The following is a 16,646-nucleotide window of genomic DNA, read 5'->3' as shown; positions in this document are numbered from 1 at the left end:
AACTTTGTTAATCACCAAAAAGGGTTTATGGTTGCCCCAATGCGGAATACTAGTATAAACACCGAAAGCGAGGAATCCATAATGGCTGCAAAAATCGAAGCATTGCCTTCCACTCAATCAAAAGTCGCTAAAGCGACACCTGACCACATCAATGAAAAGATTGAGCGGGAAACTGAAGCCCGCATCAACACATTCAAGCGCAAGGATCCTGAAGCAATCAAACAGCGGATTTCTGAACTGGAACAGGAATGGGACACAGAACGCGTACTGGAAGCCACGATGGCGTCTTTTGCACTTTCTTCTTCCCTACTCGCTCTCACTGTCAATAAGAAATGGGCTTATTTCACTGGAGCCGTCAGCGTCTTCATGCTGCAGCATGCGCTTCAGGGCTGGTGTCCGCCACTGTCCATGATCCGCCGGCAAGGCGTCCGGACGATAAGTGAAATCAATTTGGAAAAAGAAGCATTGAAAGACTTGTTGGAAGATGAGCACTATCCTATCTAAATAACGGAGCAGAAAAACAGCCAGCCCCTACTCTGCATAGGGACTGGCTGTTTGTTAACCCGTTTTAACGGGCAATAAGACTTCGATTGGATGCAGTGACAATCAGTGGGCTGAAGAAAATCCCCACTGATTGAGGCATCTCTTTATACCGGCTGTCAGATTTTATAATGACGTCTGCCGGTTGGTTTGTTTCGTTCAATTTTTCCTTTGTAAATGACCCACGACAAATAAAGTATGCCCATAATATTCAATGAGAACAAAATGACCTGATAAAGAGCCAAACTCCGATACGCCATTATTTCTACGTAACGGATGCAGTTCATCAAAAAAATCAATACCGGCAACCATAACCAATTATTCGAAATTGACTCTTCCTCCCTTTTAAGGCCGACCGGCTCCATCTTTGAAAGCTTCTAATCGCCTCAAGTTCTTATTTTAGCAAAAAAACAGGAGAAAGAAAGAGTTTTTTATTACAAATATTTCAGAGGCTTGTATTAATGGTCATATTTCTAAAGAAAAAAGCAGGCTGCGATAGCCTGCTTTTGCTTATTCGACGGTGACAACGGTCTGTACATCTTCTTTTCGATTCTTTCTGGCCTTGCTGTAGAACATCACGATAATGATCGCCGTGAGGACCAGTCCGACTGCAAATGACAGGTTCAAGTCCAAGTTAAACCCGATTTTCTGGTTGAGAATATAGACGAAGACCATATAAGTGATGAAGATGGCCGGCGCCATGGATACCAGGTAATTTTTAGCTTGGATATAAAGGTACATGGTAGCGATCCACAAGGCGATCGCTGCTGTCGCCTGGTTAGCCCAGGAGAAATACCGCCACAGCAGGTTAAAGTCGATTTGCGTCAGTACAGCGGAAATGATGAATAACGGAATAGCAATGGCCAGTCGTTTCACCATTTTTGTTTGATCCACTTTGATGTAATCCGCTATAATAGACCGTGCTGCGCGGAATGCCGTATCGCCTGATGTAATCGGCAAAACGATGGCGCCTAGAACTGCGATTGTACCGCCTACCGCTCCAAGAAGAGTCATGGACACTTCATTGACGACCGCTGACGGCGTACCTGAATTGATCAGCCCGCTCAATGTCTGGCCATCGAAAATGCTCATGGCTGCAGCTGCCCAGATCATAGCGATGATCGCTTCTGCAATCATCATGCCGTAAAAGATATAACGGCCCTGGGATTCTTTTTCCACGGTCCGGGAAATGATCGGCGACTGCGTGGCATGGAATCCTGAAAGTGCTCCGCATGTAATCGTGAAGAACAGAATCGGGAAAATCGGCAGATCGCCTGGATGCATATTGGTGAAGTTGAGTTCCGGTATCTTGTATTCAGAAAACAACAACGCAATTCCGACACCTAGCGTTCCGACCAGCAGCACCGCACCGAAATAAGGATAAAATCGGCCGATAATCTTGTCGATCGGCAGGATTGTCGATAAGAAATAATAAATGAAAATAATAACGATAATGATGCCGACCGCTACTTTGCCGTCCAATAGAATCGACAAGAGCGATGCCGGTGTGGTGACAAACACCGTTCCGACCAACAGCAACAGCAATAAGGCAAAGACGTTGACGATATGGCGGGAAGCAGCACCGAGAAACTTGCCGGCAAGCTCCGGAATATGCGCGCCTTTGTTGCGGATGGAAATCATGCCCGTCAAGTAATCGTGGACAGCTCCTGCAAAAATTGAACCGATGACAATCCACAAGAACGCTACCGGACCATAAAGCGCCCCCATGATCGGACCGAAAATCGGGCCGGTTCCGGCGATATTCAACAGCTGGATAAGTGCGTTTTTATGTTTGTTCATCGGCACAAAATCCACACCGTCCGCATTAGCGTGGGCAGGCGTCTTTCTTGCTTCAATCGGATCGAACAGTTTTTCGATAAATTTACCGTATGTAAAATACGCCACAACCAGAATGACGATGGAAATCAAAAATGTAAACATTGGGCACCCCTATTCTATTTTTGCAAACGCTTTCTCAGTATAATAAAAAAAGACCATTCCTTCAGAAAACTTTACTCTTCCTTCACCAACACCTCTTCCCTTCAGTTCTATCGATTGGATTTTACTAAAAATAAATTAGAATCGTTTCTATAATAAGAACATAGTATATATTAGTATTTTAATTCCAACTAGTCAATCTTTATTGAAAATTACTAGAAAATCTTTTCACTTCTATATAATACAAAGAAAACGCCTTCCGAATCACGGAAGGCGCTTCAAGTTCACTTCATAAATTCAACGATTCCTGCCATCAAGCCATCCGCCAGTGGCAGATTAGGACTGCCATAGCTTGCCATGTTTTCCGCGGGGTCGGAAGAGGCATTTTTCAGGACGTGGTTCATGCCGTCGACAATGAGCAGGTCTCCTTCTTTACTGGCCGCATAAAGCAGCTCTGCGTCTCTGACCGGCACCTGCAGGTCGGTAGTCCCGCCGGCAACCAACACAGGCATTTCAAGCTTTGCCATTTCTGCCTGCGGGTCATATGCCATCCAGGAGATCAGGTACGGCTGGACAGATGGACGAAAAATACTCGCCAGTTCCGGACTGACTTGTGCCACGGTCTGTCCGTCTTTCAATTTACTGATGATTGTTTTCGCCTCATCCAGGAGGGTTTCCGGCAACTGTGCTGTTAACTGTTCCATCAGGATTTCATCGGCAGGACGGCCAACACCCGCTAGAGAAATGAACGATGCAGCCTGTTGCCGTTCGGCGGCGATCATCCCGATCAACGAACCTTCGCTGTGGCCGATGACTCCAACAGAAGAAAACATGTCTTGAGATTTCGCATAGCCAATCCATACAGAAGCATCTTCGATATAATCATCAAACCGCAGATCTTCTTCTTTGACGAGAAGTCCGATATTGTCGCCGACTCCGCGTTTGTCATAACGGATTGTGGCAATTCCCTGCTGTGCCATTTCTTCCGCCACCATCTTCAAGCCATTGTTTTTCCCTGGAACAACCATGGAATTGCCATTTTTATCTGTTGGCCCGGAGCCCGACAGCATCAGCATGACCGGAAACGGCCCTTCGCCCTCAGGTGTCAGAACCCTCGCAGTCATGCTGCCGCCTTCGACTGCTATCTCAACCGGTGTGCCAAGCTCTTGTTCAGCAACATCAGCAGCTTTTGACAGTTCAAAAGGGAAAGTTTGCCCTTGCTGAGTAAATAAGCCGGAAATGGTGTCCCCATTGAATGCTCCTTCAAAGACTAACTGCTGGTTTTGTATATTCATCTCGAAGTGGAGATCTGGATCCGTAAAATCAATCGCCGTCAACGGGAAATCACTTACTCCTTGTACAGGAATTGAAATGGCACCGTTTTGTGAATCAAATGTCACCGAAATCGGCAATGGCTGATTGGGGACTTGAATCGTCCCTTCCCAGTATCCTTCAATTTTTTTCAACTGCCCTTCCTCCTCAACTTTCTTATTTTCTTCACTGCATCCGAATAGCAGAAGCATGAAGACTGCCAGTAATGCATAAAATCTGTTGTTATTCATTCTTCCCCTCCCTTTCTCTAAATTGATGGCTGCCTTTATTATCTTCAAGACAACAGAATCCATCAATGCTTTCAGGCAAAATAAAAAACACAGGAAAACCCTGTGTTTTATTTTTTTGAAGGATGAATTGAAAATCCGGTCGTGGACAAAGTTTGCAGCAGCAATTCATGCATAAGTTTATAGCCATCTTCGTTCGGGTGAATCGAATCCAGCCAAATGGCAGGATTTTTGCCCATTGCATTTGTTTTGGAGACGATGACGCCTTTTTCACCGATGGCCGTGTTCCAGATCCGGAACAGCAAATTGGTGAAGCCGAAATACTGCACTTCCTTTTTCATCGAGTTGTACAGATTGTTTTGGACAATGATGACTCCATCATTGGCTTTGCGAAGCATCGCATAGATTTCAAGCAAATTTTGGCGGTACGTGCGTTTCAATATGGCGAATTGGCGAACCAACCCTTTAGCCCCACCGTCCCGGAATCCGCGAAGCAAATCGTTGCCTCCAATATTCAGCAACACGAGATCTGCTTGTTGGAGCGGTTTTTGCCAGGAACCCGTTTGCATTTTCTGGACCAACCCGCTGCTTGTCAGCCCGTTGATGCCCAAATTAGTGATGCGGCTTGCGGGAAAGGTTTCCTTCAAATGATTTGTGATGCCGCCTTTTGTGCCGTAGCCATAGGCCACAGAATCACCTAAGATGACGATATTTTCTATATCAAGAGCTGTATTTTGTTTTTTTGAAGCGAAAAAAGGTGCTCTAGACAAGGCACCTGATCGAAATTTACTCAATCTGCTGCACGTCCTTTCTTGCTGTTTATCTCTCTTATTTTAACATATTTTTGCTTGTGAGGCCGTATACAAGTCTTCAGTGAAAGTGGATTTTTTTACATTTTTAACCGAAAGCTTTATCATAAAAACAAACTTGTATTCTCCCTATTCATGACTGATTTTTCGAAGGAGGGCTTTTTTGGATATCCTATATTTAGTTATCGGAATTCTGCTGATTATCGTATGTATTGTTGATTTTATTTGGACCACTTTATGGATTGATGGCGGTGCAGGACCGGTTACCGATTGGTTTTCTTCACTCATTTGGAAATCCTTCAGGAAATTAGCCGCTGGGCATTCAAAATCCTTGAGTTTGGCAGGCCCTTTCATTTTAAGTGCCACTTTGGCAATGTGGATCGGCATGCTGTGGGTCGGCTGGACATTGGTTTTCGCCGGATTGGACGGATCTATTTCCCCTTCACACGGCAATGACCCGATTTCCTGGTTTGATCGCATTTATTATGCCGGTTATTTGATTTTCACATTGGGCAATGGTGATTTCAGTCCGAATGAAGGCATGTGGCAAATCGTCTCTGTACTGGCCACCGGTACGGGTATGCTGTTTATTACATTCGGCGTCACATATTTGATTTCCATTTTGAGTGCAGTCACTGTGAAACGGTCTTTTGCTGCCAGCATCCACGGCATCGGCGAGACGCCCGAAGAGCTTGTTGCAAACGCATGGAATGGCAGTGATTTCCACAATATCGATTCGTTGTTGGACACCTATTCAGAACAATTGAGTTCGTTGACTTCACAGCATATTGCTTATCCCGTGCTGCATTATTATCATGCTGCCAGCAACGAATCCTCAATGCCTACAGCGGTCGCCGTTTTCGATGAAGCACTCAGCGTCATGAAATTCGCTGTACCTGATCAACATCATCCTAACAGTCTCTTGATGAAAGAATCGCGTTCCAGTATCCAGCATTACCTGGAAACGCTCAATAAGTCTTTTTACAGGCCTTCAAAACAGGTACCGCCTTTGCCGGACTTGCCGTTTCTTCAAGAAGCAGGAATCCCTATCTTGCCGGAAAAGGACTATAAAAAAGCATATGAAAAACTTGAAGAGCGCCGAAGAAAATTACTGGGGGTCATCGAGGCAGATGCACGACCCTGGCCAAAACAGTGAAAGAGGTTTTATCAAAGGAGTGAGTCAAATGATTTCAGACTGGATACAAACATCAACCCATACCGTGGTCTTTACCGGAGCCGGCATGTCGACAGAAAGCGGACTGCCTGACTTCCGTTCAGCGAATCAGGGTTTATGGCAACAAAAAGACCCAAGCCGAGTGGCCAGCGTCCAGGCATTGAATGATAATGTCGAGGAATTCATCGATTTTTACCGAAAACGCGTGCTTGGCGTAAAAGAATATGAGCCGCATGCGGGCCACCAGATTTTAGCCGAATGGGAAAAACGGAGCCGCATCCATTCAATCATCACTCAAAATGTCGATGGGTTTCACCAACAAGCAGGCAGCCACAAGGTTGCAGAACTTCATGGCACACTCCAGAAAGTCCATTGCCAAGCATGCGGTATGTCATACAGCAGCGAAGATTTTCTGGACGGGTCATATCATTGCAGTTGTGGCGGCATTTTGCGCCCGTCCGTTGTGCTGTTCGGGGAAATGCTGCCGGAAGCGCCATTTGAAATGGCATTTGCTGAAGCAAGCCGGGCAGAGTTATTCATCGTTCTCGGTTCTTCGCTGTCCGTCACCCCGGCCAACCAGTTCCCGCTCATCGCCAAAGAGCATGGTGCAAAATTGGTCATTGTCAATCAGGAAGCCACACCGCTTGATGGCTATGCAGACCTGGTCATCAACAACCGGCAAATCGGGGACGTCCTGGATGAATGGAATCGATTTTAAGGTATTACATCATCTGCGGCTAAAGCTTAAAAGCTTTAGCCGTTTTTTTGTTTGGAAGCCTTGTCGACTCTATATCAGCAAATTCGATAGCCGGTTTAGATGCACGGAAGCAAACATTGGTATAATGACTGAGTAGACAGAAAATTCGTTCTATCGAAAGGGGCTAACCGATGATCCATCAAATACCGCTCGATTCCAATCACTTTCATTCTTCATTTAATAAAAGCTATAAACCTATCCTCACAGTCCAGTCAGGAGATTCTATCCAGTTGAAGACCCTTGATATCGAATGGGGTTATTCGTCAGCTGAAACTGAAGAACGGACGATTTTCACTTCACGCGAAAACGAAGAAAAACGTGCCCATCCGATCATCGGCCCCATCGCAGTTGCCGGTGCCAAACCGGGAATGGTGCTTGAAGTCCGCATCAATCAGTTGGTGCCTGGCTGGTATGGGCGTAATTGGGCAGGCGGCATACCGGCTTGGCAGAACGATAAACTGGACATCACCGACAATGAACGGCTGCAGGTGGATTGGAAACTGGATGCAGCAAGGATGACTGGAAGCTGCAGACTTGGCGGCCAGGAATTCAATGTAGGCTTGTCTCCTTTCCTTGGGCTTATGGGCTTAGCCCCGAAAGAAGCAGGAACTTTCCCGACAAAACCCCCTGCCTATTTCGGCGGCAATATCGATTGCAAAGAGTTGGTGCGCGGCAGCAGCCTGTTTCTTCCGGTCTCCGTGGAAGGTGCTCTCCTTTCACTCGGGGACGGCCATGCGCTTCAAGGTGACGGCGAAAGTTCCGGAACGGCAATCGAATGCCCGATGGACATGGTTGATATTACCTTAACCCTGCATGAAGATATGCAGTTGTCTATGCCACGTGCCCATACGCCTGCCGGATGGATCACATTCGGATTCCATGAAGACCTCAACGAAGCAGCGGCCGTTGCCTTGGCTGAAATGGTGTCGTATATGGAACAGTTTTATGGCATTTCACGCACCGAAGCCACAGCATTATCAAGTGTCGCCGTTGATTTGCATGTCACACAAGTCGTCAACGACGTCAAAGGCGTCAAAGGCGTTCACGCTATTTTGCCTCATGGCGTGCTCCGCTGAATGATCTTTCTGAAACTTTTGGTTGGGCGCCCCGTAAATATAGAAAGAGGTGATGGAAATGTTCAGAACAAAACCGATGATGATAGTCATCATGTTACTGGTTTTCGCTTTGTTTCCAGTCCAGGCGTTGGCTGTCGACTACTCGATTTCTGATGTGGACATCAATGCGCAAGTAAACGCAGACGGAACGGTAGATGTGACGGAAAGCCATACTTATGAATTCGAGGGCGATTTTAACGGCATTACGCGGGAAATTGTGCCAAAAGATGGGACATCGATCCAGAAATTCAGCGGCTTTGAAAACGGCAAGGAATTGAACGTCGAGCGCGACGGACATCTGTATAAGGTCTTCCGTGAAGGCGACGACGAAACCGTTACCATCGAATTGCGCTACGAAATCCAGGACGCTGTGGAAAAGTTCGAAGACGGCGCTGAGTTCTACTGGCCGTTTTTCGATGAACGCAATGAAAGCGATTATGAACAGATGACGATTACGCTCTTCCCTCCTGCCCCTTCGGAAAATACGGATTTTACAGGATACGACGAAGCTTACGGGGCAGGCAGCCTGCAAACGGATGGTGCGGTCCGCTTTGAAATGGGCCAAGTTCCGGAAGGCTCTAATGGGGATATCCGTGTCGTCTTTGATGCAGCACTGTTCCCCGCCTTGCCTCAACAAGATGGATCCATACGAGAAAAGCTGGCTGAGGAAAAAGAGCTTCTGGAAGAAGAAGCTGCCGTTTTTGCGGCAAGGCAGGATACCGGCGCTTCCATCGGCAATGGATTAATTCCGGCGGCAGGCGCATTATTGCTGGCGCTGACTGCCTGGGGATGGAATCGTGCACGGAAAGCCAAACAGCAGGCAAAACCGGATGCCGAGACTTTCTTTGTGCCTAAACAAAAAATGAGCATTCCGGCCACATTGTATTTCACCAAGTCCTCTATTCTGACGCCCGCTGTGACAGCAGCCGCCTTGATGGAATTGGTGCGCAAACAGAATGTGGAACAACTTTCAGAAGAACAATTCCGACTGATTGACCGGAATACAGAATTCGCCCATGAAGCCACATTGATTGACTTGCTGTTCGACAAAGTGGGTGATAGCGAATACTTCAGCATCAAGAACTTGGAAGAATACACAAAAAATGAATTGAACCACTCTTCCTATAACGAATCCATCACAGCCTGGCAGCAGGAAGTTGCCGAGGAAGTCAAACAACATGATTTGTACAGCAAACACAAAGGGCTGCGCTGGACAGTCGGTATAATTGGCCTGGCCCTCTTTGCGGCCGCAGTCGTTTTCGGAATACTGGACCTGTTGCCGCTGATGTTCTTTTCCCTCCTCATCGGCATCGGTTTTGTCGCTTTCTGTTTCTATTCACCGATCACGTATGATGGCCATGTCATCCGCGCTGAATGGAAACAACTTCGGACAGCAATGGAGCAACTGGACCAATCGCAATGGAAGCAGTTGACACAGGATGAAAAAATGCGTGCTTATGCATATATTCTAGGTGCGGATGAAAAATCGGCAAACCAGAAAACGCAAAGCTTCACCAATGCCTATAGCGAAACGGCATTTGCAGATTTCGGGTTGTTCTATAATCCCGTGCTGTTGACAGGTGTTTTCTTTGCTGCCACTTCCAGTACCAGCACATCAGCCAGCAGCACAGTCTCTGCAACTGGCGGCGGAGGTGTTGGTGGAGGCGGAGGCGGATCGGGCGCTTTCTGAATAAACAATTCGAACGGTTGAGAGTTTCTCAGCCGTTTTTGTTTTGCCCCCCACTTCTTAGGGAAGTAGAAAAGAGACGTTATTTTATGCATATGGAGGAACAATGGATGATAAGCACAAGCTCAGCTTTATTGACGAAAGAAGATTTCACAGCACGAACGGACTTGCCTGAATGGCTATTGGCCGAATACAAGACGTTTCATGAAACCGTAACCGACAAAACCTTTCCTTGTTATTTCGGAATGAGCGGAGAATTGAAAGGGGAATTGCGTTACGCATACATCACACAAGACGATTGGAGCAATTTGCCTGATGCAGTTGAAGCGTTCCTGACCTTATTCAACGACCCGAAACACAAGCGCCATGGTCTATTCGTATTTGTTGAACCTTTCAAAGAAGAAGGTTCACTGGAAACTTACCGCCAGCAATTCTGGGATATCCTCCAGTATTTGCATGACGAAGATGACATGGAGTGGCCAAAAGAAGCTCCACGGGATCCTGACCATTATTTATGGGATTTCACATTCCAAGGAGAGCCGATCTTCATTTTCGGGAATACCCCGGCTTACAAACAGCGAAAAACACGCGACCTGGGAAATGCCATGGTTCTTGGGTTCCAGCCACGCCGCATCTTTGAAGGGCTGAAAGGAACCGAGAAAGGCGGCGTCATGTCACGCGAAAAAGTCCGCCAGCGTGTTGAAGCCTGGGACCACTTGCCGACACATCCCGACATCAGCCATTTCGGAGATCCTGAGCACAATGAATGGAAACAGTTTTTCATCGGAGACGACAGCGAACCGATTCAAGGAAAATGTCCATTTACACATAAAGAAATGAAATAAATGGTGAATAACTGAAGAAGAGCTGCACCGGCATATTTTACCGGTGCAGCTCTTTTCATTGCGGTTTAAACAGTCTCCCTGTTAGGGTAAGACTATATTGTAAGCTTGCGGAGACACCTTCCCGCATTTTTGAAGAACACAGATCATTAAAGCTGTGCAGTCGTTCTCCGTTCATATAACTGGACTTCCCTGTTGACATCAAAAGCGTCGTCCTGGTTGAGCGTTAGAATATCAAACAGCCGTTTAACGGTTTCCTGTCCGAGGTTCTCAATACTATCGGGAGTTCCTACACTTGTTAACCCAATAGCTGAATGGCGGCCGATTTCCGAATTGCCGATGCCGACAATGCTGATATCTGTGGGAATTTGATAGCCCGCTTCCTGGTAAAAATCCAAAAGCTGTATGGCAATTTCATCTGTTGCTGCAACGATCGCGGTCGGTTTTTTCTTTAAAGCTTGAAGATCTTCATACACTTTTTGCAAGGAAGCTTTGTCCGTTGCGGAAATCACCAACCGTTTTTTGCGGATTTTGCTTTTCGCTTCCTGAAGAGCCTGGATGAACCCCAAAAAACGTTCTTTATAAGCAGGATTCTTCAAAGGTCCGCCTACCCAGGCAATTTCCTGATGGTTGGCATTCAGAAGATGGCTCGCAGCCAGATAACCGGCATCCACATTATTCACTCCAATCGAGTGTTTGGCATTTGAATAGCTGGAATTCAATAATACAAACGGCACATTCGCATTGGTCATTTTTTCATGAATCGCATCATCAAGCAAGACAGAAACCAGAATCATCCCTGCCACGTTACTGGAGAGAACCGTTTTATAGACATCCTCTTCGTTTTCGTCGGCCATGAAATGAATATCCACTTGGTATCCTTGCCTTTTTGCATAGCTGATGATCATTGGAGCGCTGCCGATAAATATCGGATCATCCACAGCTCCTGCTATCACACTGATCGTATTGGTTTTAGCCGCAGATGGAACTGCTTCTAAGATGCCGTCAGCTGAATAGTTTAATTCACTGACGGCAGCCATCACTTTATCGTACGTTTCTTTTTTTACTTGATCCGGTTTATTCAAAACACGTGAGACAGTCGTCTGGGAGACACCTGCATGTTTTGCGACATCAGTAGTTGATACCAAATCCATCACCCTGCTTTCTATTTTTTGTGGATGGGTAACTCCCATACCATAAATTCACTTGCATTCATTTAAATTTTAACTTCTTATTCACTATACCACGGCATATCAATTCTTACACCAAATGAATTGATTTGGTTGAATATTCTTCGCGCAGTTGTAATCAATAGGAATAACCCACTCGAAAGGAATGAATAGCTATAATGAATAAAAATGAATACCTCAAACGTTTTAAAGCATCAACCGAACAGGAGCAATACCTGCAGAATTTGGCAGAGCTGCAGTCTTTGCATATGCAGAATGTCCCATTCGAAAACTTGGATGTTATTCGTAGAACGCCCATATACTTGAATCTTGAAAGTATTTACGACAAAGTGGTCAATCAGCATCGTGGCGGTTACTGCTATGAATTAAACGGCTTGTTTCACTGGCTGTTGAATGAATTGGGTTTTGATGCGAAATTGATTTCGGCCACTGTGCAAAAGCCTGATGGCAGCTGGTCGAAAGCTGACACCCACGCGGCCATCTTAGTGGAGCTTGATACGCTTTACTTGGTCGATGCAGGTTTTGGAGATTCGACCATCAGCCCGATCCCTCTTGGCGGTGAACGGCATACCGACCACAGCGGCACTTACCGGGTAGAACAAGTGGATGATGTATATTATGACTTGATCCGGGAAAATGATGAAAAGGAAAAAGTGCTGTACCGGTTTTCTACAGAAGAAAAACGATTGGCCGATTTTCATGAAGGCTGTGTCTTTAACCAGGTTTCAGAAGATTCCCCTTTCACCCATGACGATCTTGTCACACGTGCGACGCCGGATGGCCGGATCACATTATCCGGCAGCCAACTGACACGCTCTGAAAACGGCAAGAAAGATAAAACGGAACTGTCGGCCGATGAAAAAAAGAAAGTTTTGAAAGAAGAATTCGGCATCAATCAAGAGGCACTCGAAAAGCAGTTGCATTAGTTTAAGCGATAAAAACAAAACGATCCCCGCTCAGCAAAATAGGAGCGGGGATCGTTTTGTTCTATTTAAATGCTTCCGGATAAACGGTTTTGGCTACCAGTTCAACCGCTTCACCGATTCTTGGCCCCGGACGTGAAGTAATATCAGAATCCACGAAAAAGACCTGATCGTTCTCAACGGCGTCAATGCTGTTCCAACCTTCACGTGCTTTAATCTCTTCTATGGGATCTTCCGTATAAGAAACTGTTGTTGCAATGATTTTCGGATTCCGTTGAATGACTTCCTCTTCAGAAATCTGTGGCCATCCTTCTAGATCGCCGAACAGGTTTTCAACATTGGCATGATCTAATATTTCCTGCTGGAACGTTTTTTGGCCGGTGGTGTAGATTTCAGGAGATGGGCTGATTTCAACATACAGTTGCCTTTTCTCTTCTACGTCGGATACTTTTTCTTGGACTTCCTCAATTTGCTGCTGGATAGAGTCTATTACTTCTTCTCCTTTATCTTCAAGGCCCATGACCGTAGAAATCTGTTCGATGTCCCCGTAGACATCTTCAAAGGATTCAGCCGATTCGATAACAAAAACTTGGATGCCTGCAGCTTCTAATTCTTCGTAGCCCGTAGGCCCACCTGTTGAATAGCCGATGACAACATCTGGATCCAATTCAATGATGCGTTCCGCATTAAAAACCACAGAGTCGGACACACGTTCAACTTCAGCTGCTTCAGCTGGATAATTATCATAATCCGTAGCCCCAATAATTTTTTCTCCAGCTCCGATTTCATAAAGGATTTCGGTGTTGCTCGGTATTAATGACACGACAGTGGCAGGCACTTCATCAAATTTCAATTCGTTATCCAAATCATCTGTTACCGTATAACTTGTTTGCTTTTCAGATTCGCTTGTTGTTTCTGTGTCGGATGTTTCCGATTGGCATGCGGTGAGTGTGAATGCTAATACTCCAATGGATAGGTATTTAAAATAAGTAATTTTCATTAATTGTTGGCCACTTCTTTCTTTTTGGGTCTAGTTGGATAGGATTTGCTGATAAATGGAATTTCTTCTACTCCCTGTTGCTGATTGACATAGACAGCCATCGTAAACAGCACGTTCGCCAATAAGTTTGCATAATCAAAGAGGATTTCCGGTACATCCCGTTCCAGGCTGACCTTATGCAAAGCACGGACAGATTTTTTCGCTTCGCTGCGGCATACATGCAACACACAAGCTGCTTGAGTCCCTTGCGGCAAGACAAAATTACCTATTTTCTCACCAATAAAGTTTACATAATAATCATACATGCCACTTAACTCATTCAAATCTTCTTCATTAACTGCTAGCTTCCCTCGAACTGAACCATTCAGATGATATACCTTTGGCTGGAGAATCTGCAGATCCCGTTGAACAGCTTCCACTTCTTTCATCAGCGACAACGCTTCGCCAATACGTGTCGTCAGCGAATCGGTTCTGATTTCAAAGTCGACGGTCGCAGCTGATTCACGCATAAACGGATAGCACAAGTAACGCATGTCTTTCTTCATCTTTTCACCTCTTTTTCATATGGGTGAAAATCACAGCATTGAACGCTCCCGAAAACAACAAAAAGCCGCCCTCAAAAAGAGGGCGGCGCCATAGCTATTCAGAGACATACTCCAGCAGTCAAAAATAGAAAGGTTGCCGTATGATTCCCTTATCTTCCGAAGAGTAAAAATACGTTCAAAAAAAGGTAGGTCTCCTGGCTTGTGCATCGTTTTACTCTAAGAACCTTCCCGTTCAATTGACATAGGTCGTTTGAACAGTGGCATTTTCTTATTTCATACGCACTTACAGTTGCGGAAACAGCCCCGGAATCTAACCGGGTTCCCTGTTATACTGACGAATCAGCACCTTTTTTCTGCATGATTATTCACTTGTTTTCAGTGTAGCACAGTTCAGACAATCAAAGACATAACAAAATTCAATTATTCCTGGTTTATCATCAGCTTCACTTTTCTCGGCTCGGCAAAAACAATTCGTTTATGCCATCTTAAATAAGGCGCATGCTCGGCTGACACGGGAACCTTCAAGTTTTTCCGCAATCTGTAGACTGGATAGTCTTCCTCCGGAATACGGCTTGAAATATGGAGTCTGCCGCCTCCGGTAAATGCGATATAGCCTGCAGAATAAAGTGATGCATGGTTGGCGCAAAGTAAAATGCCGTTGAACGGATCCAAACGCTCTGAATCTGAACTGTCTTTCCACGGTTTGGCATGGGTCGCTGTAAGCACCTCTTCAATGGCGATGCCGCAAATTGGACATTCCCCGTTCCAAAGCGGCAACAGGCTTTCCCGGAACTGCTCTTTGCCTCTGCGCATTTTCGTTTTTATTTCCAGTTCAGCTTCTGCAATCAGGCTAAGCAATGGATTATGCGCGGTCTTTTTGATCACTTCCATCGATAATTCCAACTGCTCCATTTCCAAGGTAAAGACATTCAAAGAACTGATCAATTCCAGAAATTTCATCGCCAGCTCTTCGTTGCAGGGATAGAGATAGCCAGAATTGCCGTTTGCATCTTCCTGAAAAGCCGAGTATTTCGTTGGCAGCAAAGGCTCGATTTCCTGAAAAGACCCCTTGATCGATAAAGGGACATCCAATTCGCGATAAGCTGTTCGTGCGATAAATGCAGGTTCGCTGCCTCCCTGCTCATCTGCATGCTTCGGTTTTGTGCCTTTATGGAAATCTTCCCGTATCCGGCTGATTGCCACTAAAAATCCTTTGACGTAATGAAAAACGAGGTCGCCTTTTTTCAATTCCTGCATGCGGTTCCAGGAATGTGGCACCATGCCTGATTTGTCGACTTGCGGCGTCCAAAGGACACCCGCCGCACATTCTTCCTGATACGTATCTCCTTGCATAACAATATAACTATTCATGAATTGCCTCCTATTAATGGTGATGCTCAAATTCATTCGATCTTATGTAATGGTGCAGATTATTCGAATCCAAACGCTTACCTCTAGTTTAACCCAAAACAAGAGCTTTTGCCGGGGAAAAAAGAAAAGCGAAGGCAGCCGTTTAGCTCTGACAGGCATAAGACGCACTGGCGAAGCGGCGCTCTTTGCCGCACAGCCAGAGTGGCTTATGACCCGAGGAGCTGGCTGCCGGAGCTGGACAAAGGAAAAGCCGAAGCACCCGTGAAGCCCTAATTAGCACTGGAAACGTTACCGCTATCCTTCTTCCACCGACTCACTTTTCCGAGGTGCCGTCGCTTTATACCATTGGTAGCAAAGAATGATGATGAGGACCAACTCGACGAAATCGCCCCCATAGTACATCACCTGCCCTCCTGCCTCCCCTTGATCTCCCGGTACACCAGCCGGCGGATCTGCATAGATTCTTTTAGCCAAAATTTTGTGTGCGGCCAATGAGACGATGAGGATAATTGAACGGAAAAGAAAACTGAGTCGGTGAGCTGTAATATCGATGTAAATGATGGATGCCGTAAACAGGTAGCCCGCCAAAAATACGTGTAGATGGACGATCAGGTAAACAATTGAGGATTGGTGCATCCATTCAAACAAACTGGTCAGGTATAATACATACAACCCACCAATATTTAGAATCAGCGCAGTAATGGGATTGCTCAACAGCTGAAATGGCTTGCTTTTCAGTAGCCAGGATACTTTTCTCGCTAATGGAACGGGCAACGACCTCAAGAGCAGCTTCATCGGCATCGCAAGAACCAACAAGAGCGGTGCCAGCATGCCAAGCAATAGATGGGTCCACATATGGCCAACGAAATTTCCCTGTGCAAATTCCGCCAGCGGACCTGTAATGACCAGAGCAATAGAAAAAATACCGAAGCCCCATAAAAAACAGCGGTACAGCGGCCATGGCCTGAATTTCAGGCTCGTTAAAGCAGCGGCTAATGGGTAAAATAAAAATGCCAAAAACAGCACTACAATGACCATGGCTTCCAGACTGTCCATTCCTTGTTGCATATCGTGTTCCACCAATACACCCCCATCCCGCATTCCATACTGATTGATTTGCCTTTCTCTCCTCTACCCGGTTTGGCAACCTGCTATGTTTCGTTTCAACAGTTCATTTCATAAAAAAAAGCCGTTGC

General features: G+C 45.9%; 16 protein-coding genes and 1 riboswitch. Of the genes, 7 read left to right on the top strand and 9 right to left on the bottom strand.

All coding sequences use genetic code 11. The annotated features are described in order from the left end of the window. Positions 1-81 precede the first annotated feature (81 nt). Positions 82-504 carry a YgaP-like transmembrane domain gene (locus H9630_RS11650; protein WP_191715661.1) on the top strand — a complete coding sequence of 141 codons (423 nt, stop codon included), beginning with the start codon at positions 82-84 and terminating at the stop codon, positions 502-504. A gap of 155 nt (positions 505-659) precedes the next feature. Here the strand turns inward: H9630_RS11650 and H9630_RS11645 are convergent, their stop codons facing one another. The 4 genes from H9630_RS11645 to H9630_RS11630 all read right to left on the bottom strand — a co-directional run bounded on the left by H9630_RS11645 (position 660) and on the right by H9630_RS11630 (position 4,831). After that, positions 660-905, bottom strand: coding sequence for a hypothetical protein (locus tag H9630_RS11645; protein WP_191716079.1), 246 nt, complete (start codon positions 903-905; stop codon positions 660-662). Between the two features lie 145 nt (positions 906-1,050). Next, positions 1,051-2,481, bottom strand: a complete 1,431-nt coding sequence (locus H9630_RS11640; protein WP_191715660.1) for a carbon starvation CstA family protein — start codon at positions 2,479-2,481, stop codon at positions 1,051-1,053. Between the two features lie 281 nt (positions 2,482-2,762). Continuing rightward, positions 2,763-4,040: an alpha/beta hydrolase gene (locus H9630_RS11635; RefSeq protein WP_225218526.1), complete on the bottom strand. Its 1,278-nt coding sequence runs from the start codon at positions 4,038-4,040 to the stop codon at positions 2,763-2,765. A 107-nt stretch (positions 4,041-4,147) separates the two neighbouring features. Next, complete coding sequence (locus tag H9630_RS11630) at positions 4,148-4,831, bottom strand: SGNH/GDSL hydrolase family protein (protein WP_191715659.1); 684 nt, start codon at positions 4,829-4,831, stop codon at positions 4,148-4,150. A gap of 178 nt (positions 4,832-5,009) precedes the next feature. Between H9630_RS11630 and H9630_RS11625 the strand changes: the two genes are divergently transcribed. The 5 genes from H9630_RS11625 to H9630_RS11605 all read left to right on the top strand — a co-directional run bounded on the left by H9630_RS11625 (position 5,010) and on the right by H9630_RS11605 (position 10,424). After that, positions 5,010-6,002, top strand: coding sequence for a potassium channel family protein (locus H9630_RS11625; RefSeq protein ID WP_191715658.1), 993 nt, complete (start codon positions 5,010-5,012; stop codon positions 6,000-6,002). 28 nt (positions 6,003-6,030) lie between these two features. Then, entirely contained in the window at positions 6,031-6,738 is a 708-nt protein-coding gene (locus tag H9630_RS11620) for an NAD-dependent deacylase (protein ID WP_191715657.1), read from the top strand. A 170-nt stretch (positions 6,739-6,908) separates the two neighbouring features. Further along, on the top strand, positions 6,909-7,853 hold the full coding sequence (locus tag H9630_RS11615; RefSeq protein ID WP_191715656.1) for an acetamidase/formamidase family protein: 945 nt from the start codon (positions 6,909-6,911) through the stop codon (positions 7,851-7,853). Positions 7,854-7,911: 58 nt separating this feature from the next. After that, a complete protein-coding gene (locus tag H9630_RS11610) occupies positions 7,912-9,582 on the top strand; it encodes a DUF2207 domain-containing protein (RefSeq protein WP_191715655.1) in 1,671 nt (556 codons plus the stop codon). Positions 9,583-9,689: 107 nt separating this feature from the next. Then, positions 9,690-10,424, top strand: a complete 735-nt coding sequence (locus tag H9630_RS11605) for a YqcI/YcgG family protein (protein WP_191715654.1) — start codon at positions 9,690-9,692, stop codon at positions 10,422-10,424. 146 nt (positions 10,425-10,570) lie between these two features. On the opposite strand, the gene H9630_RS11600 is transcribed toward H9630_RS11605, so the two are convergent. Next, a complete protein-coding gene (locus H9630_RS11600) occupies positions 10,571-11,575 on the bottom strand; it encodes a LacI family DNA-binding transcriptional regulator (protein ID WP_191715653.1) in 1,005 nt (334 codons plus the stop codon). Positions 11,576-11,769: 194 nt separating this feature from the next. Here H9630_RS11600 and H9630_RS11595 point away from each other — a divergent pair, with 194 nt between their 5' ends. Then, entirely contained in the window at positions 11,770-12,537 is a 768-nt protein-coding gene (locus H9630_RS11595) for an arylamine N-acetyltransferase family protein (RefSeq protein WP_191715652.1), read from the top strand. 61 nt (positions 12,538-12,598) lie between these two features. On the opposite strand, the gene H9630_RS11590 is transcribed toward H9630_RS11595, so the two are convergent. From H9630_RS11590 to H9630_RS11575, 4 genes are all read right to left on the bottom strand, one after another. Next, a complete protein-coding gene (locus H9630_RS11590) occupies positions 12,599-13,534 on the bottom strand; it encodes an ABC transporter substrate-binding protein (protein ID WP_191715651.1) in 936 nt (311 codons plus the stop codon). Beyond that, entirely contained in the window at positions 13,534-14,079 is a 546-nt protein-coding gene (locus H9630_RS11585) for a hypothetical protein (protein ID WP_191715650.1), read from the bottom strand. The genes H9630_RS11590 and H9630_RS11585 overlap by 1 nt, the downstream gene beginning before the upstream one ends. A gap of 167 nt (positions 14,080-14,246) precedes the next feature. After that, positions 14,247-14,445: riboswitch (cobalamin riboswitch) on the bottom strand. A 54-nt stretch (positions 14,446-14,499) separates the two neighbouring features. Continuing rightward, positions 14,500-15,450 (bottom strand): HNH endonuclease, encoded by a 951-nt coding sequence (locus H9630_RS11580; RefSeq protein ID WP_191715649.1) that lies wholly within the window; start codon positions 15,448-15,450, stop codon positions 14,500-14,502. 294 nt (positions 15,451-15,744) lie between these two features. After that, on the bottom strand, positions 15,745-16,530 hold the full coding sequence (locus H9630_RS11575; protein ID WP_290184763.1) for a cytochrome c oxidase assembly protein: 786 nt from the start codon (positions 16,528-16,530) through the stop codon (positions 15,745-15,747). Between the last annotated feature and the right edge of the window lie 116 nt (positions 16,531-16,646).

The organism is Planococcus wigleyi, assembly GCF_014836985.1.
GTDB lineage: Bacteria > Bacillota > Bacilli > Bacillales_A > Planococcaceae > Planococcus > Planococcus notacanthi.
This window is presented reverse-complemented; position numbering and strand designations above follow the sequence as displayed.